This window comes from Baaleninema sp. (assembly GCF_049974805.1).
Lineage (GTDB): Bacteria > Cyanobacteriota > Cyanobacteriia > Cyanobacteriales > Geitlerinemataceae > Baaleninema.
In genome coordinates, this window is the sequence record NZ_JBNGCO010000063.1 from 1 (window position 1) to 21,832 (window position 21,832).

15 protein-coding genes and 1 tRNA gene are annotated in these 21,832 nt (G+C 51.4%); 9 read left to right on the plus strand and 7 right to left on the minus strand.

Annotated features, from left to right (window positions below; translation table 11 throughout):
• The 4 genes from ACP5D4_RS13095 to ACP5D4_RS13110 all read left to right on the plus strand — a co-directional run bounded on the left by ACP5D4_RS13095 (window position 1) and on the right by ACP5D4_RS13110 (window position 4,447).
• Window positions 1–82: transfer RNA gene (locus ACP5D4_RS13095), tRNA-Leu, on the plus strand.
• A gap of 84 nt (window positions 83–166) precedes the next feature.
• Entirely contained in the window at window positions 167–430 is a 264-nt protein-coding gene (locus ACP5D4_RS13100; RefSeq protein WP_428012069.1) for a hypothetical protein, read from the plus strand.
• Between the two features lie 656 nt (window positions 431–1,086).
• Window positions 1,087–1,968, plus strand: a complete 882-nt coding sequence (locus tag ACP5D4_RS13105) for a phosphate/phosphite/phosphonate ABC transporter substrate-binding protein (protein WP_428012070.1) — start codon at window positions 1,087–1,089, stop codon at window positions 1,966–1,968.
• Window positions 1,969–2,002: 34 nt separating this feature from the next.
• Complete coding sequence (locus ACP5D4_RS13110; RefSeq protein WP_428012071.1) at window positions 2,003–4,447, plus strand: ATP-binding protein; 2,445 nt, start codon at window positions 2,003–2,005, stop codon at window positions 4,445–4,447.
• A gap of 139 nt (window positions 4,448–4,586) precedes the next feature.
• Here the strand turns inward: ACP5D4_RS13110 and ACP5D4_RS13115 are convergent, their stop codons facing one another.
• Together ACP5D4_RS13115 and dacB are read right to left on the minus strand one after the other, a co-directional pair.
• Entirely contained in the window at window positions 4,587–5,036 is a 450-nt protein-coding gene (locus tag ACP5D4_RS13115; protein WP_428012072.1) for a hypothetical protein, read from the minus strand.
• Window positions 5,037–5,079: 43 nt separating this feature from the next.
• Window positions 5,080–6,570 carry a D-alanyl-D-alanine carboxypeptidase/D-alanyl-D-alanine endopeptidase gene (gene dacB / locus ACP5D4_RS13120; RefSeq protein ID WP_428012073.1) on the minus strand — a complete coding sequence of 497 codons (1,491 nt, stop codon included), beginning with the start codon at window positions 6,568–6,570 and terminating at the stop codon, window positions 5,080–5,082.
• 965 nt (window positions 6,571–7,535) lie between these two features.
• Here dacB and ACP5D4_RS13125 point away from each other — a divergent pair.
• The 3 genes from ACP5D4_RS13125 to ACP5D4_RS13135 all read left to right on the plus strand — a co-directional run bounded on the left by ACP5D4_RS13125 (window position 7,536) and on the right by ACP5D4_RS13135 (window position 15,652).
• Complete coding sequence (locus ACP5D4_RS13125) at window positions 7,536–14,744, plus strand: PAS domain S-box protein (protein ID WP_428012074.1); 7,209 nt, start codon at window positions 7,536–7,538, stop codon at window positions 14,742–14,744.
• 71 nt (window positions 14,745–14,815) lie between these two features.
• Window positions 14,816–15,133 carry a thioredoxin gene (gene trxA, locus ACP5D4_RS13130; RefSeq protein ID WP_428012075.1) on the plus strand — a complete coding sequence of 106 codons (318 nt, stop codon included), beginning with the start codon at window positions 14,816–14,818 and terminating at the stop codon, window positions 15,131–15,133.
• A 42-nt stretch (window positions 15,134–15,175) separates the two neighbouring features.
• Window positions 15,176–15,652 (plus strand): nucleoside deaminase, encoded by a 477-nt coding sequence (locus ACP5D4_RS13135; protein WP_428012076.1) that lies wholly within the window; start codon window positions 15,176–15,178, stop codon window positions 15,650–15,652.
• A 121-nt stretch (window positions 15,653–15,773) separates the two neighbouring features.
• Here the strand turns inward: ACP5D4_RS13135 and ACP5D4_RS13140 are convergent, their stop codons facing one another.
• From ACP5D4_RS13140 to ACP5D4_RS13150, 3 genes are all read right to left on the minus strand, one after another.
• Window positions 15,774–16,175 carry a ferredoxin gene (locus ACP5D4_RS13140; RefSeq protein WP_428012077.1) on the minus strand — a complete coding sequence of 134 codons (402 nt, stop codon included), beginning with the start codon at window positions 16,173–16,175 and terminating at the stop codon, window positions 15,774–15,776.
• Window positions 16,175–16,561, minus strand: a complete 387-nt coding sequence (locus ACP5D4_RS13145) for a DUF1257 domain-containing protein (RefSeq protein WP_428012078.1) — start codon at window positions 16,559–16,561, stop codon at window positions 16,175–16,177. The genes ACP5D4_RS13140 and ACP5D4_RS13145 overlap by 1 nt, the downstream gene beginning before the upstream one ends.
• A 75-nt stretch (window positions 16,562–16,636) precedes the next feature.
• Complete coding sequence (locus ACP5D4_RS13150; RefSeq protein WP_428012079.1) at window positions 16,637–16,849, minus strand: DUF2997 domain-containing protein; 213 nt, start codon at window positions 16,847–16,849, stop codon at window positions 16,637–16,639.
• 415 nt (window positions 16,850–17,264) lie between these two features.
• Here ACP5D4_RS13150 and bioU point away from each other — a divergent pair, with 415 nt between their 5' ends.
• On the plus strand, window positions 17,265–18,278 hold the full coding sequence (gene bioU, locus ACP5D4_RS13155; protein WP_428012086.1) for a (S)-8-amino-7-oxononanoate synthase BioU: 1,014 nt from the start codon (window positions 17,265–17,267) through the stop codon (window positions 18,276–18,278).
• Window positions 18,279–18,377: 99 nt separating this feature from the next.
• Here bioU and ACP5D4_RS13160 read toward each other — a convergent pair whose 3' ends face one another.
• The gene (locus ACP5D4_RS13160) at window positions 18,378–19,952 is read right to left on the minus strand and encodes an NAD(P)H-quinone oxidoreductase subunit N (protein WP_428012080.1); all 1,575 of its coding nucleotides are present in this window, start codon (window positions 19,950–19,952) and stop codon (window positions 18,378–18,380) included.
• Between the two features lie 670 nt (window positions 19,953–20,622).
• Complete coding sequence (locus ACP5D4_RS13165) at window positions 20,623–20,799, minus strand: hypothetical protein (RefSeq protein ID WP_428012081.1); 177 nt, start codon at window positions 20,797–20,799, stop codon at window positions 20,623–20,625.
• A gap of 353 nt (window positions 20,800–21,152) precedes the next feature.
• Between ACP5D4_RS13165 and ACP5D4_RS13170 the strand changes: the two genes are divergently transcribed.
• A complete protein-coding gene (locus tag ACP5D4_RS13170) occupies window positions 21,153–21,827 on the plus strand; it encodes a vWA domain-containing protein (RefSeq protein ID WP_428012082.1) in 675 nt (224 codons plus the stop codon).
• The last annotated feature ends 5 nt before the right edge of the window (window positions 21,828–21,832 follow it).

Genomic DNA, 21,832 nt, shown 5'->3' on the forward strand with positions numbered 1-21,832 from the left:
GGGCGGATGGCGAAATTGGTAGACGCACCACACTCAAAATGTGGCGGCTTCGGCCGTGAGAGTTCGAGTCTCTCTCCGCCCATTCAAACCACCAATCCGAAACCGATTCTGAAAAGGGGTTTTGGATTGCGACTCTCTCGAGACTTACCGCTATTGGGAGGCTGTTATGGCAAGGCTCAAACGCTGGGAGTCCCCACGGCGCCAGGGACGCAACTACAAAGGAAAAGGCGGTTCGGCGCGATCGCGACAGCTTAAGAAACAGCAAAATCTGTTGCGGAAAAAACTCAAATCCAACGCTCTAGAAAATCCCTCCACCGGGAAGTCGAAACAGAACGACTTCCCGGTTTTGTTATGGGAGGAATCGGCCTCGTCCCAATTTTCGCGGGTTATGCCGAGCGAACCCTGCTTGTTTTTGGGGAAAACTCTGTAATTTTACGCATTTTTGACCCGAAAACCGAACGGAAGTCAGCCAATTTATGGGATTAATATTCAGTAATTTTACGGCAATTTAACCTATAGCAATCCTAAGTCAATTGTGGCAATTCATAGAAGTGAAACTCAAGATCGAACGAAGATCGGATTGTCTCTAGATCTGTCTCTAGATCCCCGGCATCTTGGAGATGCCGGGGATCTCGCACAGCCCTGGATCGATCGGGGATTTGGCCACGAATCATTTCCTATGGCTATATAAAAGTAACAATCCAAACCTAGTATTTTGCTTAAAATCCCCACGGATCGCAGAAAAGCTATAGTAAATTAAGAGTAAATTGCCAACCGCAAAAACTTACATTAAACCGATTTTTACTATTTCTTAACCTCTTGGCGGGGCTGATGTTAAACATATTCCCCTGTCAATTTCCCCGTCAATTTCAGTGTAATCGGCTTTTTTTCAAGAGCAAGAGGATGTGATGAAAATCAGCCGTTGTCTCCCGTTTCGGGGGTCAGAGCGTCATACATTCTCCGAATTTTATAAATCCCCGACGACCCGTTACAATTTGTAATAAATCCAAAACGAATCGAAACCAATCGTATCTCAACGGGTCTCGACTCACGCGATCGCAACGTTCCCTAGCCCCCATTCCAACCATGAAACGACGTAGTTTTATCGGATACGCCCTGCTCTTGGCAAGCGGTTGTACGATGGCGAGCCAAACTTCCTCGGGGATTGCGGATAATACGGACGTTTTACATTTCAGCGTGACGGACGTAAAAGGACTCGACCCCCTCGAAGAAGACTATGAACCCTTTCGCGCCGCCTTAGAAAACGTTTTAGGGCGTCCCGTGGCGTTTTATCCCGTCGAAACCTCCACCACAGCGGCGGCGGGGTTGCAGTCGGGAGATATCGAGATCGCCCTGGCTGGACCGACGGAATACGTGGTGATTCGGGCGCGGACGAACGCCATTCCCGTTATCGCGATTACTCGTCCTAACTATTATTCGATCGGGGTAGTTCCCGCCGAAAGCCCCGTGAAGTCCATCGCCGATCTCAAAGGTAAAACCTTAGCCATGTCCGACTTAGGCTCGACGAGCGGACATTTAGGACCGACGTGGATGTTGGTTGAAGCCAAACTCGATCCCAAAACCGACTACCAAGTGAAGTTCCTGGGAGACGAAGGGAGTCTAGAGGCGTTGCAAAATCGAGAAGTGGATGGGTGGTTCGGTTCCCTGACGGATTACGAACAGTTTTTGGAGCGATCGCAACAGTCCGAGGACGCCTTTCGGGTCATCGTCAAAAGTCCGCCGCTTCCCAGCGATGTTTTGATGGTCAACAGCAACACCCATCCCGACTTTATCGAAACCTTACGGGAAAAGGCACTGCGCCATCAAGAGGAACTGACAACGGCTTTAGCGTCGAGGCCAGGGACAGTGAAGTATCGAGGCTCTGAGTTAACCGCCGTGTCGGATGGAGACTACGACAGTATTCGAGAAGCCTATCGCGCCATCGGACAGGGGCAATTTTTAAAGTAGCGATTGGGTTGAGTTGAAATTTCTTCGGGTAGGTATGATAGTTCTCGTCAGCTTCCTCTGTATTTCCACTAAACTAAAACAGTTCTCTCCCGCAGTTGGATTTCCGGTGAAACGCGCGATCGATCGATTGAGTATCGCTCAGAAAATCAGCCTGGGATATTCCCTGTCTCTCGGCGTCGCCATCTGCGGCTCGCTGGCTGGGGTGTTCGTGGGAGACTACTATCAAAATCGAGCCCAGGAACATTTAGAGATTGCAGACCGACAACAGCATCTCGTGCTGGAACTGGAAAACGCCGTCAGTGCGATGCGCCTGCATCCCCAACGGCTCACCGCCGTTTTAGGGGATTCGATTTGGTTCGATTACGAAGCGGCGAAATTTAGAGCGGACGCCAACCGAGTTAACCAGGTGGTTCGAGATTTCGAGCAGTTTATCGATCGATACGAAAGCGAGTCCGACGTCAACGCTGACAAACTGAACGCCATCCTTGAAAAGTACCGAAATACCACCGCCGAGTACAAGCTGCTGATTACCGAGTTATGGGAACAGCTCGATCCGCCGAACCTGCAAGCCTCAGAAGTTCCCGAAGCCCAACAGCAAGTAGTACGAACCCTGTCTCAGTCTCCCGCCACAGACATTCAAGTGTCTTTCGATCGACTCCTCGAACATCTCATGTGGATTGAAGATGTGGTCGAAAGCCAGTATCAAACCGCCCAATACGAACAACGCCAAGCCGAAACCCTGCGGCGACAGATCGTCTTCGGAAGCATCGGTCTGTCTGTGGCGCTGTCTGTCGCCCTCGTCCTCGTGACCAGTCGCGCCATCGCCCGACCCCTACAAGCCGTCGAGCGCGTGGCCCACGACGTAACCCGAGACTCCAATTTCGACTTACGCTGTCCCGTCACCACCGCCGACGAAGTGGGATCGCTTGCGAGATCCTTCAACCAACTCATCCAACGGATTGGCGAGTACACTCACTGTCTCGAAAGTGAAAAAAACCGAGCCGACGCCGCCTCTCGGGCCAAAAGCGAGTTTCTGGCGAATATGAGCCACGAACTGCGTACCCCCCTCAACGGAATTCTCGGTTACGCGCAAATTCTCCAGCGCAGTCCCGACCTCAACCAGCAGCGTCAGGGGGTCGAAATCATCCATCAGTGCGGTTCTCACCTGCTGACGCTGATTAACGACATTCTGGATTTGTCGAAAATCGAGGCGCGGAAAATGGAACTGCACCCGCAGGACGTTCACTTTCCTTCGTTGCTGACGGGAATTGCTGAAATCTGCCAAATTCGCGCCACTGAGAAAGATTTATCCTTTACGTTTCGGACTTCTGAGGATTTACCGGTCAACGTGCGCGTTGATGAAAAGCGGTTGCGACAGTTGTTAATTAACTTACTTGGAAACGCCGTGAAGTACACGCAACACGGCGGCGTCGTGTTTTCCGTGAGAACCGCCGACTCGTCGCAACTCGCCGAGACGCCAAGTTCCTCGACTAACGCGAAGGGGGATGTTCAGGAGACGCTGACGCAACGGATTCACTTCCAAATTGAAGATACCGGAATCGGGATGAATTCGGAGCAACTCCAAAAAATCTTTCTTCCCTTCGAGCAAGTGGGGGAATCCCATCGCATTGCGGAAGGAACGGGGTTAGGATTGGCGATCGCTCAAAAAATCGTCAACTTGATGGGGGGCGAAATTCAAGTTCGCAGTCAGTTGGGACAGGGGAGTTGTTTTTGGTTTGAGTTAGATATTCCCCTGTCCGATCGCGAAGGGAGCGATCGCGCGAGTTCCCCCGCTTGTGCGATCGGCTACGAAGGGCGAAAACGTAAAATTTTACTGGTGGACGACAAAGTGCAAAATCGCGCCATTATCGTCAGTTTGCTGGAACCCCTCGGTTTTGAAATCTTACAAGCCGACGACGGACAAGCGGGACTCGAAACGGCGAAGCGAGAACGTCCCGACCTGATTTTAACGGATTTAGTGATGCCCGTTCTCGACGGGTTTGAGATGATGCGTCGCATCCGTCAGGTTCCCGAACTTCGAGATGTCAAAATTCTTGCTTCTTCCGCCAGCGTTTTCGAGCGCGATCGAAATCAAAGCTCTAATGCGGGAAGCGACGATTTTTTACCCCGTCCGGTTCAGCTCGATCGCCTGCTTCAAATTTTAGAAGAACAGCTCGAGTTAAAATGGATTTACAGGGCTTCGCCAACCGCAACTTGTCAAGCGGTTAGCGATACTCAGGAAGAAGAGCGAGCGGTTACCGGAGAATGGATCGTTCCGCCGCCAGAGGTTCTCGAATCGCTGTTACATTCAGCGCGACGAGGTTCGTTGAAGCGTATCGTCAAGCAATGCGAAGCCCTCCAACGAGACGATCCGAAATACGCGGCGTTTTCTCAGAGACTGATCCAACTCGCTCAAAATTTCCAAGAAAAATCTGTTCTTTTATTACTTGAAGAACAGTGCATGGAAAAAGTTCGATAATAGAGTTTGACAACACGGCGGTTTGAGCTTCGGATTCCGTCTCAGTGGTGCAGAAAACTTTTCGAGATCGTATCTTTTCGAGATCGGAGATTGACAAAACACACAAAATATGATAATAGGGTATCTGACTCAACAGGCATCAATCGACGCCAGTAATGGGGTCTGCGGTGGGATCGGGAAGGGGTTTTTGCACTGAAATATCCGACGACCAATCAGAATTGACATCAGAATTGACATCAGAATTGACATCAGAATTCAGTTGACCCATTTTCGAGTTTGCCATCTGATGTAAGCGACGTTCTTGTAATTGAGTTAACTCCCGTTGGTACACCGCAAAAATCGAAGCTAAACTCGCCGCCATCGCGTTCCAACTGTCAGCAGACAGGCGGTTGGTCATTCCCTGCAACATTTCCTGTTGTTCGTTGTTTTGGACGAAACGCTTCAGACGCGCCCCATCTCGGGATAAGGCGGCTTGATAGAGTTCGCCGTCACACCACCACAACCCCGGTTGGTTTAACAGCCAGGTTAGTAAATAACCTTCGGGATATTGTTCTTTGACCCAAGCGGCGAGATGTTGGAGTTCGTTCATTTTCAAACTCGAAGGGGAATTGGTATTGTGGGTTGGTTGAGTTTTAGGGGTCGATCGAGGGTTCGATCGAGCTGGATTCGTGCGATTCGGCACAGGGATGCAAGCGGGTTAAGAGTAACAGAATGTCGTTGATGCGCGATCGCTGTTCGGCGGTCGTGTCATCGGCGTTATTGACGATAATACTAAAGACTAAGGTTCCGTAACGGGAATGGTTTAAATATCCCGATAAGGCGGAAACTCCGGTGAGAGTTCCGGTTTTGGCGGAGATGACAGCGGTATTTTCGGCCAGGGACGAGGTGGGAAGAGAGTTGCGATATATTTCAGCGTAGGGCGATCGCGCCATGGCCTGCAACGTCTGCACTAAGGCTTGGGGACTGACCCAGTTTAAGCGGGAGAGTCCCGAACCGTCGTTGAGAACGAAACTGTGGCGATCGATCCCTAACGAGATCAGGCTGTCTTCCACGACTCGAATTCCCCGTTGTGCGGCCGAGGTTCCGTCGTCGGGAAGGGTGGTTCCCAGCCAACGCAACAGGACTTCTGCATAGAGATTATCGCTGACGCCGTTCACGCGATCGACCAGTTCCGCCACGGTGGGAGAGTCTACGGCGGCGATTTCTCGACCCCTTATCTGCATTGGGGTTTCTACGACGCGACTCTCGGCGACGGCGATTCCTTCGGCGGTTAAGACGTTTCGGAATTGCTGCAAAAAGGCGGTGGCGGGATCGACGACGGCCACGGAAACGGGTTCGGCGGGCGATCCTTCGATGAGTTGTCCGGCGATGCGAATGGTGGGACTGGTTAAATCCCGTCCGATGGAGAGCCATTCGGGTTGGTCTGGGGGGACGGTTCGCGATCGATTCTCCAGTCTCCACCTTCGGCGATCGATCGATCGTTCCCATTCCACGCGCAGGGGTTGTCCCGCTTGTTGGGGATGCAGGATAAAGGGAATTTCGTTTCGATCGAGAATCGTACTGTTGACGGGGGCGCCGTATCCGGCTTGAACGTCTTCCCAGTCCCAGTTGGGGTTGATGGCGTCTCCACCGAAAACGCTATCGTGAAGAATCAGGCGATCGACGGATGTAACGCCCGCCTGGGCTACCTGTTGCGCCAGTTCCCGTAAGGAATCGGTCGTCAAACTGGGATCGCCCCGTCCCACCAGGTGCAGTTCCCGTCCGGCTGTTGAAGAGTCCTTGGTCTGGGGAGGGTCGGAGGTGGTATCGGTGAGATAGACGGAGGTGCGAACGCGATAGTCGGGACCCAACCGTTGCAATGCAGCGGCGGTGGTGAGGAGTTTGGCGTTAGAAGCGGGAAGTAGGTACTGTTGGGGGTTGTGGCGGTAAAGGGGTGGATTTCGAGGGGTCAGAGGTTCGATGAGGATGCCCCAGGTGGCGCGAGGGGTTTGGCGGTGACGAACGGTTGCGATCGCCTCGGGAAGGCGATCTTCGCAAATCGGGGGCTGTTGGGCTTGGAGGGGAATTGTGGCGACACTCCAGGTGAGGAGGGAGGCGATCGCGTATCGAATCGGTAACATCATTTCGGGGATCGATTCAATGGGTTTCTTGCAACGTTTTTCTGTGTTTTTTAAGTTTTATTAAAATATTTGGCTTGAGTTTCTCAAAAAATCATATTTTCCGAAAGCAGAACGAGCAATCCGAGGTTTCGGACAATATTTTACCCCTAAATAACTGATACAGACAACAGACCGTCTCCTTATTGCTGGGTTTGTGAGACATCGTTTTTTTAGATGTAAAAAATTCTATGATTGATTAGAGTTTAGAAAGTAAACTAATTTAAATATTTATTTTTTGTTTAGATTTTAATTGCTAAAACCCCAAAAAAACAAGAGTCCTCAAAAAATATTATAAATCTCGAAGACATTTCCCAATTCAATCACTTCGCCGCAAGAGATTTTCGGGGAAATTATAATAAAAACATAATCAAAACATATTTTTTTGGGGTTGAGATGTTGTGGCGCGAACTTTTCGTCAACCAATCTATTAAAGCATAACGAGACTTTCTCCACAAGACTTTTCCTGAATTCAACCGATTTTCATTTGAATCCATACCATATAGGATAGACTCAGGATAAATATAAGATATTTTGCCATCTCGAACATTCCAAACCTGGTTTTAGTCCATATCGAATATCCAAAACCCGCTCTGCAAGATGTCGGGCTTCTTAAATCTATAGATTGTCTTTAATATCCCCCCAGCGAGATAGCACTTCACACAAAACGCCATATTAAAAAGTTTGCAACCCTCAGACGATCGCTTTCCCAAAAATAAGTTATATTATAGAAATAACAGAAGTTAAAAAATCCCGAGGGAAGATTCCCTCCTGGGCAATCCCGTTGTTATCTCACTTTCTTAACGAAAGTTACCTTTGCTCGTCATCTCCTGACGCCGTTTCTATCTCATATTCCCACCGACGGCTCTAGCCCCGAAGTCTTCGGCGATAAATCCTCTGCTTGTCCCCAGCAGTTTCCGAGTGTCTCGCAAATGTCAAATTCTAACCCTAAAAATACAGGAGATCGCCAGAGCGATCGCGGGAACGAGGCGTTTCAAATCACAGGATCGAACGTTCTAGGCGTTGCCATCGTGGATGATCGCAGTAGAGTCCTGAAGCTGAACGAACCCATCTGTCAACTGCTGGGTCGATCGACCGAAGAAATCCGAGAGCGTCGTCTCGTCGATTTCCTGAGGGTCGAGAGCCTGTCCGAATTCGAGAACCAGTGGCAACAGGCGATCGAACGACAAGCGGACAATCCCCAATCGGGTCGATGGTATTTACGTCAGAAGGGGGGCGCCATCGCCGGCGTCGATTACCTACTGACGGCCAATATTGCACCGCAACGACATCTCCTCATTTTCACTTCCTTCGCCGACACTCAACGACAACTCGAGATCCAAACCCGCGCCCTGGAAGCCTGCGCCAATGCGATTGTCATCACCGATGGCGAGGGCATCATCGAATGGGTCAATCCTGCTTTCAGCCAACTGACGGGATATCCGTTTGAGGAGGCGATCGATCGAAATCCCCGAGATTTGGTCAAAAGCAACTGCCACGATCGAAGTTTTTACGAGCAAATGTGGGAGAGGATTCTCTCGGGGGGAGTTTGGCACGGCCAACTCGTCAACTGCCGCAAAGACGGCAGTTTCTATTTTGAGGAAATGACGATTACGCCGGTTACTGATGCTGAAAGCGGTGAGATTCTGCGATTTATTGCTGTTAAGCAGGATGTCAGCTATCGCCAACAGGCTGAGGCTGTGTTGCAGGCCAGCGAACAGCGGTATCGCACTCTCGTGCAGAATATTCCCGGCGTTGTCTATCGTTGCTATTGGGATGAATACTGGACGATGGTCTATCTCAGCGACGGTATTCGAGAGGTGACCGGATATGCTGCTGCTGAATTCCTCAATAATTGTGTGAGATCCTTCTTCAGTATTATTCACCCCGATGATAAGGCGTTCGTCCGCTGCTCTATTGAAGATGCTGTGGCTAATGGGGAGCCGTTCCGGTTGGAATACCGGATTATTGATGCCAATGGTGAGGAACGCTGGATTTACGAGCAAGGACAGGGTTTTGAGGATGAGGTCGATCGACTGTTTTACCTTGATGGGGTTCTTCTTGATGTTACTGAACGCAAACGCAGTGAGGCGGCTTTGCGAGAAAATGAGGCTAGTTATCGGCTGTTGGTGGAAAATCAAACGGATTTGGTGGTTAAGGTCGATACGGAAGGACGTTTTCTTTTTGTTAGTCCTTCTTACTGCCAACTGTTTGGGCTTTCTTCTGAGGAACTGCTGGGGTCTCGGTTCATGCCTTTGGTTCATGAGGACGATCGAGCTGAAACTCAGGCGAGTATGAGGCAGTTGTGGCAACCGCCTCACTGCTGTTATATCGAACAGCGAGCGATGACTGAGTATGGATGGCGCTGGCTGGGATGGTCTGATACGGCGGTGGTAGATAGGGCGGGTAATGTGACGGCTATTGTGGGGGTGGGACGGGATATTACGGAACGAAAACAGGCTGAGTTGGATTTGCTGGAGTCGGAACGGCGCCTGCGGACTGTTCTTGAATGTATGTCCCTGGTGGCGGTGATGCTCGATGGAGATGGTAGGGTTTTGTTCTGTAACGATTTTCTCCTGCAATTGACGGGATGGACGCGGGAAGAGGTTTTGTATTCCAATTGGTTCGATCGATTCGTTCCTCTAGATATCCGAGAAGAGATGCGGGAGGGCGTTTTTCGCCAGCTCGTTGAGTCTGGAAATCGACGATACTACGAAAACGAAATTGTGACGCGAGAGGGGGAACGGCGTCTTGTGGCTTGGAACAATACGCTGTTTCGCGATCGGGAGGGCAATATCCTCAGCGTCACCAGTGTTGGAGAAGATATTACTGAGCGCGTTCGGGCTGAGGCGGCTCTGCAAAAACGTTACCGTCAGGAACGGGTGTTGGAACTATGTTCGAAGGAACTCCTCCAAGGGGATGCTGATGCTATCGATCGAGTGTTGAAACGTTTGCTGGCTACTGCTGAGGCTAGTCGTGTGTATTTATTTGAAAACGTCGACGACCCGGAACGGGGGTTGTGTGTGCGTCAGATTCACGAAGTTGTGGCGGTCGGGGTCACGCCGCAATTCCACAACGAAATTCTGCAATTCTCTCCCTACCAAAATCGGTTCGATCGCTGGCGGAATCTCCTTCGACAGGGACAAGTTATCTGTGGCAATGTGGAAACCTTTCCTTCAGTAGAACGAGAAATCCTGGAAGCTCAAGATATTGCTTCGATATTGATTTTGCCCCTATTTGTTGGTGAAGGCTGGTACGGCTTTCTCGGCTTCGACGCTCTGGAACCCCGTCTGTGGACTGAAGCCGATATCCTGCTGTTGCAGTTGGCGGCTACGAAAATCGGGAACTATCTCGATCGAATACAAACTGAGGATGCTTTATTCAAAAGTGAAACCCGTTTTTGCCATATGGCGGCTAATGTTCCCGGTGCTATTTACCGTTATGTTTTGCATCCTGATGGTTCTGATGAGGTCAACTATATCAGTCCCAGTTGTGAGGGGATTTGGGAGGTTACAGCGGAGTCGATCGAACGAGATATAGGGGTTCTGTGGGACACGATCGATTCTGAAGACTTCGAGAGGGTGTCGCAATCGGTGTCTGATTCAGCGAGAACTCTGGAACCCTGGTTTTGTGAATGGCGAATTACTACGCCGTCCGGTGGTCAGAAGTGGCTGCGGGGCGCCGGACAACCGGAACTTCAAGGCAACGGCGATATTGTTTGGGATTCTATTATCTCAGATGTGAGCGACCTCAAATATGCCGAACAAGCTCTACGAAACCGAGAGGCTCAATTGCGGCAAATCGCTAATGCTGTCCCTGGTGTAGTGTACCAATATCGCCTCGATGCAGCGGGAGAGGAAAGCTTTGTTTTTATCAGCGATGCGGTTCGCGATTTCTATGAGATTGACCCGGAAGCGGTGATGGACAATCCTCGCTTGATGTGGGATTTAGTTTTTAATGAGGATGTGGAAGGGTTTCGGGAGTCGATCGCGCGATCGGCGGTGAGGTTAGAGAAATGGAGTCTCGAGTTTCGCGTTCGCACCGCCAGCGGCCGGGTGAAATGGATGCTGGGGGAAGCGATGCCGCTGTTACAAGAGGATGACAGTATTCTTTGGAACGGCATTTTAACGGATATTAGCGATCGAAAACAGGCTGAGGACAATCTGCGTCGTTTTGAGCGCGTTGTTTCTGCTTCTTCGGACGGGATGGCGTTGCTCGATCGAAACTATACCTATCAAATCGTCAATTCCGGCTATACAAAATGGTTCGGGGTTTCTGCTGAGGAACTCCTCGGCTGCACGGTGTTTGACCTTTTAAATTCGGAGGTTGTGGAGACGACGATTCGACCGAAACTCGATCGTTGTTTGGCGGGGGAAACTGTTCAATACGAGCTTTGGTACGAGTTCGAGCCGACAAATTCTAGATTTCTCAGTGTTACTTATTCCCCTTATGTCGAAGCCAACGGCGAGGTATCCGGTATTGTCGCCAGCGTTCGCGATTTAACTGAACTCCAGCGGGTTCAAGACCATCTCAGAGCCAGCGAGAAACGCTTCCGCGCCCTGTTCGAGCAGTCTTTGGTGGGGATGGTTTTGGCGGGGCTGGATGGGCGTTTCCTCCGCGCCAATCGGCGGTATTGCGACCTTCTCGGGTACAGCGAGGCGGAACTGCAACAGCTCGCTTATATGGATGTGACTCATCCTGAGGATCTCGATCGAAACCAACAATACATGGAAGCTGTTTTCCGGGGCGAGACGGTCACGCAGCCATTAGAAAAACGATATATCCGTAAAGACGGCAGCATTCAATGGGTCAGTGCTTTACCATCGCTGATTTACGACAACGAGGGCAATTTACAGTACATTGCCGGAACGATTACTGATATTAACGCTCGCAAGGCAGCGGAGGCGGAAATCGAGCGGGTTACGCAGCGATTGACCCTGGCGACGACTTCGGCAGAAATCGGCATTTGGGATTTAGATATATCCAGCCAGCAACTGCTTTGGGACGCTCCCATGTACGAAATTTACGGCATCGCCCCGGAAGATTTCGGCGCAACTTATGAGAGTTGGGCTCAATGGGTGTATCCGGAAGATTTGAGGAAGGTGGAAGAGACCCTACAACGATCGATCTCGGAAAAGCGCGACTGGGACGATGAATTTCGCATTCTGCGGCCGGACGGACAAACTCGATTTATTGAAGCCCACGCGATTATTCTTGTTGATGAAGACAGCAACCCCCAACGGGCAATCGGGGTTAATTGGGACATTACCGATCGCAAACAGGCTGAAAATCGCCTGCGACACAGCGAAGCGCAATATCGAACTCTGGTGGAACAGATACCGGCGGCTGTTTATACTGCTGCGTTGGACGAGACTAGTACGACGCTGTATATCAGCAATCAAATCGAGAGGATGTTGGGCTATACAGCCCAGGAATGGATTGAGAATCCCCATTTGTGGTACGAACGACTGCATCCGGACGATCGCGATGTGGTGTTGCAGGATGTCATCACTACTCAAGAAACTCAACATCCTCTGGTAAAGGAATATCGAATGTTGACTCGAGACGGACGGGTGTTGTGGATTCTCGATCGCGCGACGGTGGTTCTCGACGACGCGGGCAATCCCCTGCTGTTACAAGGGGTTCTTCTCGATATTACCGCCCGCAAACAGGCGGAGGAGTTGGTACGCCGCCAAGCCGAACGGGAAGGGCTCTTAGCCAAAATTACCAGCCACATTCGCCAAAGTTTGGAGATCGAGCAGGTTCTCAATGCTACGGTGACGGAGGTACGGGAAATGTTGGGGGTCGATCGAGTGGCGGTCTGTCGTACTAACGGTCAGGAAACCGGAGAAATCCTCGTTGAGTCGGTGTTGGAATCCTGGCCGCCTTTATTGGGCGCTAGTTGGCAGGTTTTTTGTCATCGAGATGAGTCACCGAAACTCTCGGAAGATTTCTGTTTATCCTGTCCTCAAAAACTCTGCCAAATCGACGATATTGAAACGGCGATTTTGGAGGAGGGTACGCGAGCTTTTTTACGACGGTTTCAGGTTCGATCGCATCTGACGGTTCCCATCAATGGCGACAACCGCCTTTGGGGATTTCTCATCCTCCACCACTGTCAGGGGTCTCGTAATTGGGAAACTTGGGAAATCGACTTTCTCCGACAACTGGCGGATCAGGTGGCTATTGCTATTCAACAAAGCCAGCTTTTGGAACGAACCACTGTTCAAGCGAGACGGGAACGACTCCTCAATGAAATCCTGGCGGCGATTCGTAACAGTCTCGATCTCGACAAGATTTTGCAACGAGCGACTCAGGAGGTGTTGGAGGCGTTTCAAGCCAGTCGCGGCTTAGTAGCACTCTGTTCGGATACAGACGAATTTTTTAGTTATACGATGGTGGCGACAGCACCGGGAATTCAAGGGGAACGATACCGACAGATTCCCTTGCGGAACAATCCTCACGCTCAGTTAGTGCTGTCTTGCGAGGCGGCTGTCGCCACGGACGATGTAAGTACCGAACCTTTGCTGGCGGATCTGTTTCCTATTGTGGACGATTTAGGGATTCAGGCGATGCTGGACGTGGCGATTCGTCATGAAGGGACGGTAAAAGGACTGCTGTGCGTTCACCAGTGCGATCGACCTCGGCGGTGGACTGATGACGAAGGAGTGTTGCTGAAACAGGTAGCCGATCAGTTGGCGATTGCGATCGGTCAAGGGGAACTTTATAAGCAAGCTCAACGGGAATTGAGGGAACGGGAGAAAATGGAGGCAAAACTCCGCCATGACGCCTTACATGACGGTTTGACGGGATTACCGAACCGGACTTTGTTGGTCGATCGCCTGCAACATCGTTTAGATCGCGCCAAAGGACAAGCCGTCTCTGAGGATGTGGAGAGTCAAGACCGATTCGCCGTCTTGTTTTTGGATTTAGATCGCTTCAAGGTGGTCAACGACAGCCTCGGTCACAGTATGGGCGATCGACTGTTGCAAATCATCGCCGATCGCTTGGTGTCTTGCATCCGCACTGTGGATACAGCGGCGCGGTTGGGGGGCGACGAATTCGTAGTATTACTCGATGAAATTGTCGACATCCACGATTCGATCGAAGTGGCTTCTCGCATTCATCGCACCTTAGAAGAGCCGGTTTTCTTAAACGGCCACGAGTTTTTTATCACCGCCAGTATCGGCATCGTCATCGGTTCAGCAGATTACGAGCGTCCAGAACGGATGTTGCAAGATGCCGATATCGCCATGTATTCCGCCAAAGAATCGAGCCAGAAATACGCGATTTTCGATGCCTCGATGTATACAGCGGCGTTACAGCGAATGCAAATTGAAAGTGCCTTGCGCCATGCGATCGAGCGCCAAGATTTTCAAGTTTTATTTCAACCGATCGTCTGTTTAAAAACACTCAAAATTCAGGGATTTGAAGCCTTGGTGCGCTGGCAACATCCCGAACGGGGAACGATTTCGCCGGGAGATTTTATCCCGGTGGCAGAAGATACGGGATTGGTGGTCGAAATCGATAAATGGGTGCTACGAGAAGCCTGTTCGCAGTTACGCCGTTGGCGCGATCGCTTTCCCGAACTGCCCGATCTCTCGGTTAGTATTAATTTGTCGGGACGGCATTTCACACAATTAGATATCGTTCAAGAAATTGAAAATATTCTTCGAGAGACGAGACTAAATTCCCAATTTTTAAAAATAGAAATAACAGAAAGTATACTGATTGAAAATTACGATTTAGCCGCGCAAATTTTAAAACTTTTACGGAGTCGCAAGGTTCGGATTTGCCTCGACGATTTCGGTACGGGCTATTCGTCCTTGAGTTATTTACATCGATTTCCCATTCACGTTTTAAAAATAGATCGATCCTTTATTTCGAGTCCCTCGAAAACCAACCACGGCGTCGAAAATCCCGTCATTGTCAAATCCATTATCGATCTGGCCGCGAACCTCCACCTCGAAACCATCGCCGAAGGGATCGAATCCCTCGAAGAAGTGGCGTTTCTCTCCCGCCATCACTGTCACGCCGGACAAGGATACTATTTCGCTCCTCCCCTCGATCGCGAGGCGGCGACGGAGTTTATTCTCAATAACCTTTCCGACAACGAGGTTCGGCGATCGCGACAGGGTTAACCGATGGGAATATTGTTATATATAAATAACGTGCTGGCTTTGTCCGGTCTGTAACGACGACAACAACTCCTATGGCAGTCAAAAAGCAATTCAACAGTTTTCAGGAACTCCTCGACGAATCGGAGGTTCCGGTATTGGTGGATTTTTACGCCACCTGGTGCGGCCCCTGTCAGATGATGGTGCCGATTCTGGAACAGGTGAACCAAACGCTGAAAACAAAACTGCGGGTGGTGAAAATCGACACCGATAAATATCCCGCCATCGCCGGACAGTATCAGATTTCGGCGTTGCCGACTTTGGTATTGTTTAAAAACGGGGAACCGGTCGATCGTATTGAAGGGGCACTTCCCGCCGATCGCTTAATTCCCCGATTACAACAGTTTCTTTAAGTCGATCGGCAGTGAAATCGGCGAATCTTTGAGGGTGTTACCGTGAACGATCGAGATCGGGAATTTCTGAAACTGGCTATCGACTTAGCCATCGAAGGCGTCACGAGCGATCGCGGCGGTCCCTTTGGGGCGGTGGTTGTCAAAGACGGCGAAATCGTCGCCGAGGGAAACAACAACGTCACCTCCACCAACGATCCCACCGCCCACGCCGAAATCGTCGCCATCCGCCAAGCTTGCCAAACCCTGGGAACCTTCGAACTCAAAGGCTGTACCCTCTACAGCTCTTGCGAACCCTGTCCCATGTGTTTGGGAGCGATTTACTGGGCGAGGATCGATCGAATTGTCTACGCCTGCACCCGCCACGACGCCGCTCAAGTGGGCTTCGACGACTCCCTCATTTACCGAGAAATCGCACTTCCGCTAAGCCAACGCCGCATCAGCGCCACCCAACTCCTCCACGAAGAAGGTCTGCAAGCCTTCCTCGCCTGGGAACAGAAGGCGGATAAGGTGTTGTATTGAGGAGCCGGGGAGAGGGGAAGCAATTCTCAAATATCAATTAAAAAAGCTCTAAAAAAGCTCCTGTCTCTCGAGGAAACAGGAGCCAGCTGGGTATAGGAAATTAGGAAATTAGGAACCCGGGTTATCTCCGGCTCACGGGAAATCCGGCCACGGGAATCACTTGATTTCGGCGTTCGGCTTCCAGCCGTTTTAATTCCTCGTACTCGACCCAGTGAATGCAGTTTACCGGACAGGTATCGATCGCCTCTTGGACGATCTCCTCCGAATCGCCGTCTTGATTGACGACCCGGGCCCGTCCGTAATCCGGCTCGATGTAGAAGGTATTCCGTGCGACGTGGGCGCAATGCTTGCAACCGATGCAGGTCACTTCATCAACGTAAACGCCCTTTTGCCGCAGCGTCCCGCCTAACTCCGGCTCGAAACCCGAGCGATCGGGGGCTTCCCGAAGCGTCCCGCCTAACTCCGGCTCGAAACCCGAGCGATCGGGGGCTGATTCGGGGGGCATGGGGGCAGCATCAGTCATTACGCACTCCAGCGTTGCAGCACTAAGCGGATGGAACCGTCTTGACGGTTTTGGCGTTCGGACACCTGGAAACCTTGTTTGGCAGTTTCCTGCATCACCGTTTGAAAGGCGTACTGTTGGGTGATTTTGTTCAAAAAGCGATCGACCGAACCGTTTTGTTGCCAGTATTGCAAATCGGCCACGAGGTCGTAAGCTTGACCGTTCCAGCTAAATCCAATGTCGTATCCGTTCTCTTGCTCGATGACCACCTCGGCGGTGTGGGTTTGACCGCGATAGCCGCGCACGTCTTTGGGGCCGGCTTTCCAGTCGATGCCGAGTTCGCTTAAAGCCGTTTGCAACGCGCTCAGATTGCGGATTTGAGTTTTGATATGGCTAAAGTGAGACATAGTAACCTAAGAAACGATTTGAAAATCGATAAATCGGGACAAAATCGGGACAAAATCGGGACACGAGGCCAACCTTTACCACTCGCTGAACGAGGTGGTCTGCGCTTTGGCAGTTGCGGCTGTTTCCTGCGTTTGTGCGTAATACTCGGAGGTCTTCTCTTGGTTGAGAACAATTCCGAGTTGTTCCTCGATCGCAGCCGTGACTTCCGCGCAAGACGCGCCGGAAATTCCGGTCACCGTTTCGACCACTCTGCCGTCTGGGTAGATAACGAATTCTAATGTTTCCATGAGGTTTAATTACCGCTTTGGGGTTGAAAAAATTGGAAACTTATGGTAATAGCCGCTGGTATGGGAGGATTCGATCGACCCCAGACTCTACACGACTTGTATCAAATCTTAATAAAAACACGCCAAAGGCGTCAAAACTTTATATTGCTTATCAAAAGTGACAAGCCCACTCTAATAAGTAATAAGTTTCCCGCAACTTCCCAAAAGCGTCAAGTCAATTTCGCCTCTAGTTGAAAAAATATTGCAATTCTGGGAGCGGCGAACAGCGGTAGGGGGTGTGACGCGGCCAGAAAATGGGCATCGAAGTCCAGCAAATGTTGTATTACCGCCGCTCATCACTGCGATCGCACCCAAAAATCCCCGGAGGATGGGAGAATGAAGGATTAGTCTGTTTGCCAGTCTGAATCTATTCATGATGAGTGCCAATCAACCTTCCCAAACCCAATCTCCCCTGCGCGTCGGCGTCCTGGGCTTCGGCGGCTTGGGGCAAGCGGCCAGTCGCGTCCTCGCCCCGAAACAGGAAATGCGCCTGGTGGCTGTTGCCGATCGCCACGGTTACGCTTACGATACCAACGGTTTAGATCCCGATCGCTGTATCGCCACTTACAACGAACGGGGATCGATCGGTCATCTCGAAGGGGTCGGAACCCTCAGCGACGAAAGTATCGGCGACCTCATCGCCAACGCTCCCGACGTAGACGGCTACTTCTTGGCGTTGCCGAACCTCCCCAACAGCTTCATGGCATCCGTTGCCCGTCAGTTTATCGAATCGGGCTGGAAAGGCGTCCTCGTGGATGCTCTCAAACGCACCAGTGCCGTCGAACAACTCCTCGAGTTACAAAACGACTTACAAGCCGCTGGAATGACCTACATGACTGGATGCGGTGCGACGCCGGGACTGCTGACGGCGGCGGCGTCTCTGGCTGCCCAAAGTTACGCGGAAATTCACAAGGTAGAAATCACCTTCGGCGTCGGAATTGCCAACTGGGAAGCCTATCGCGCCACCATCCGCGAAGATATCGCCCATATGCCGGGGTACGATGTGGAGAAAGCCCGTGCCATGAGCGATGCGGAAGTGGAGGCGCTTCTCGATGAAACCAACGGCATCCTGAAGCTGGAAAATATGGAACACGCGGACGATATCATGCTGGAATTGGCCGGTATCGTTTCCCGCGATCGCGTCACCGTTGGCGGTATCGTCGATACCCGCAATCCCAAAAAACCCCTCAGTACCCACGTCCGCGTTACCGGACGCACCTTTGAAGGAAAAGAGTCCTCTCATACCTTCACCCTCGGCGACGAAACCAGCATGGCCGCCAACGTCTGCGGTCCGGCGTTCGGCTATTTGAAAGCGGGCATTTCGCTGCACCGTCGCGGTATTAACGGTTTGTTCACCGCTGCTGAAGTGATGCCGCAGTTCGTGCGTTAGGGTCGTCGAATCGAAATCAATCCCTTGAAAAAACCCGGTTTCCTTGAAGGAACCGGGTTTTTATCGTTCTCTCTCTCCGAGTTGAGGGAGTTGCGTAAACTACGGCGTTTCCGTGGGAACGGATTTCACCTCGACCATTGCCGACGCCACCGATTGGGGCGCAGAAATCGAGGATTGCAACACCGGAGATTTGGTTACGGAATCGTTAGCCAGGGTAAACAGCGGATTCGAGAGGATTCCCGCCAGGGAGGTGACTAACACCGACAAGACAACGCCCACTTGTAAGGGGCGCATTCCCGGCAGGTTCCAGCGAATTTCCGGGTAGTTTTTCACGGAATCGGACATTTCGTGCGGCTCTTTGACCACCATCATCTTCACGACGCGGATGTAGTAGTAAATGGAGACGACGCTCGTGACCAAGCCCAACAACACCAGGAGATACAGCCCCGCTTGCCAACCGGCCCAGAACAGATAAATTTTGCCGAAGAAGCCAGCCAGGGGGGGAATTCCACCGAGAGACAGCAGACAGATGCTCAGTCCCAGGGTCAGCAGGGGATCTTTTTGGTAGAGTCCGGCGTATTCGCTGATGCGATCGGTTCCCGTCCGCAGGGAGAACAGAATGACGCAGGCGAAACCGCCCAGGTTCATGAACAGGTACACCAGGAGGTAAAACACCATGCTGGCGTAACCGGCGTCTGTTCCGGCGAGTAAGCCGATGATGACGAATCCGGCTTGGGCGATGGAGGAGTAGGCGAGCATGCGTTTCATGCTCGTCTGCGCCAGGGCGACCACGTTCCCCAGGATCATGCTGAGGATGGCTAAGGCGGTGAAGACGAAATGCCATTGGTCGGTGAGGGAACCGAAGGCGGTCACCAGCAGGCGAATGGCGAGGGCGAATCCAGCGGCTTTGGAACCGACAGACAGAAACGCCACGACGGGAGTGGGCGAGCCTTCGTAAACGTCCGGCGTCCATTGGTGGAAGGGAACGGCGGAGATTTTGAAGGCGATTCCGGTGATGGTAAAGACGAGGGCGATGGCTAAGCCGATGGCTTGGCTGCTATCGCTTTGGGCGATGACGGTGGCGATTTTATCGAGTTGGGTTTCTCCGCCAGAGAGTCCGTACAGCAGCGAGACGCCGTAGAGGAATACGGCGGAACTCGAGGCGCCGATGAGTAGGTATTTCAGGGCGGCTTCGTTCGATCGCGTATCCCGTTTCATGTATCCCGTCAGGAGATAAGAGGAGATACTGAGGGTTTCGAGGGCGACGAAAATCGTCACCAATTCGTTGGCACCGGATAAGAACATCCCGCCGAGGGTCGCCGTCAGCATGATGCCCAGAAATTCCGCCAGGGACGTGCCGCTTTGTTCGACGTAGCGCACGGACATCAACACGGTTACGGCTGTGGACAGGGCGATGATGCCGCGAAAGACTAGGCTGAGGGGGTCGCTGTTAAAGGCTCCCAGAAATCCGAAGGTATCGGGGTTGTCCCACTGGTAGATGAGTGCGACGATCGACGCCAGTAATCCCGCGATCGCTAGGTAGGGGGTCCAACTGGCGGAACGGCGTCCGACGATGGAATCTCCGACGATTACGAGTAAGAGGGTCGTGAGTACGATGCCCTCGGGCAATATGGTTTCAGCGTTAAGCTGCGTGGCAAGATTGGCAACATCCATAGGCGTTAAGCTTAATGGTTTCTCAAACTTTCGTGGGCTTTCTTACACCGGCCGGGTTCGCCGAATCGGCTTGGTGTTCGGCGTCCGAGAGAACTCGGCGGGCAGACAGTTCCTTATTCTACGCTACGATCGCGTAAGGGTTCTAGACGCGATCCCCTGGGGGCGATCGCGCTCGTTAAGGGTTTGGGTTTCTCTTTATTTCCGGCCGCGATCGATTTTCCAGCTAGATTCGCCCTTTCCCTGATGGGAAATCAGTCCCGCTGACCTCCCATTTCAGTAAGTTGCTGTATAAGATCCCCGCCATCTCCAAGATGGCGGGGATCTGGAGGAGAGATTGTTTTTTTGTATGTTATCGATATTTTTTTGTGATTAATCGAGGCCATCGATCGAGGTTATTTTAAATATCATTTTAACTATAATTATAAATATAATTCTAATTTTAAAACATACAAATATTAGTATTAAAGTCAATATCAAACATACAAAATAAATACTAAAATACCCCTAACTCCCTGCCCGATGGGAGAATAGTAGCGAGAATCATAGATTTTCAGGGGGTAGAAGTTGGTGTTGCACCGATGGCAATTTAATTTTCTTGTATTTCCTCAAGTTGAAAAAGCGAGCGATCGCGAGTTAATTTCAGATGGAAATCGAGCGAATTGGATGGTATTTAGCCAACCGCCAGTTGTCGAACTCGTTTCGAGTCGGGCAATCCTTGTTTGGTAATTTCCAACAGTTCGTCGCTTCCTAAAATCCAACTCAGAATCCGATCCCAAAGGGTATTTTCTGGGGTTTCGGGGCGATGGCGAGTTTGGACGGTTTCAACCGTGGTATGGGTGGCTAACATGATGGTTTCCTCACGTTGCTCTACTTTAATTGTACTTTTATTGTACGTTCAGTTTCTAGTTTCGCCGATCGAGGTCGAACTGGGTACATCTCAAAAATGTAAATTTATCAGATCGGAGTCTCTACACTGAATTGAGCTGTTGTTGGGTTTCGCTATCGCTCCACCCAACCTACCGCCAACTCATATTTTGACATCAATGGAGATGCACCCGTCGAACTCTCCGTGACGGCGGGAACCCTAATCCCTTGAGATTCGACAGGATCGTTGGTGTTCGCTGACCCAGATAAGCTAGGATCTCGATCGCAGCCTCTCGGTGTTATCGACGACACCGCTAGAAAAAAACCGTTAACTCAATGTCCGAAGCCATCAATCTCGAAGACGCGGTTGAATTTGCGGAAAACCCAGAACCCCGCTGTCCTTGCATTCTCCTTCTCGATACCTCCGGTTCGATGTCTGGCGCCCCCATTGACGCCCTCAACGCGGGGTTACAGGCGTTTCGCGAAGAACTCAATAAAGACGAACTCGCCCGAAAACGGGTAGAAGTGGCGGTGGTGTCGTTTAACACTCATGTTAAAGTCGTTCGGGATTTCGTCACCGCCGATCGCTTTGAAGAACCGACTCTAAACGCCCAGGGACTGACCAGTATGGGGGGTGGGATTAACAAAGCCCTGGATTTAATCGCCGATCGAAAGGAACAATATCGCAACAACGGCGTAAGCTACTATCGTCCTTGGCTGTTTGCGATTACGGACGGCGAACCCCAGGGGGAATCCGATAAAGTCGTGCAACAGGCGATCGATCGCATCCAAGACGACGAAACCCACAAGCGCGTCGCCTGTTTCGCGGTTGGCGTGGAAAACGCCAATATGGAACGCTTGGGGGAAATGTTCGTTCGCGCCCCCCTGAAACTGAAAGGGCTGGATTTCCGCGAAATGTTCGTTTGGTTGTCGGCGAGTATGCAGCGCGTTTCTCACTCCAAACCTGACGAACAGGTTCCTCTTCCTCCTCCCGGTTGGGGCCAGGTGTAAGTCCG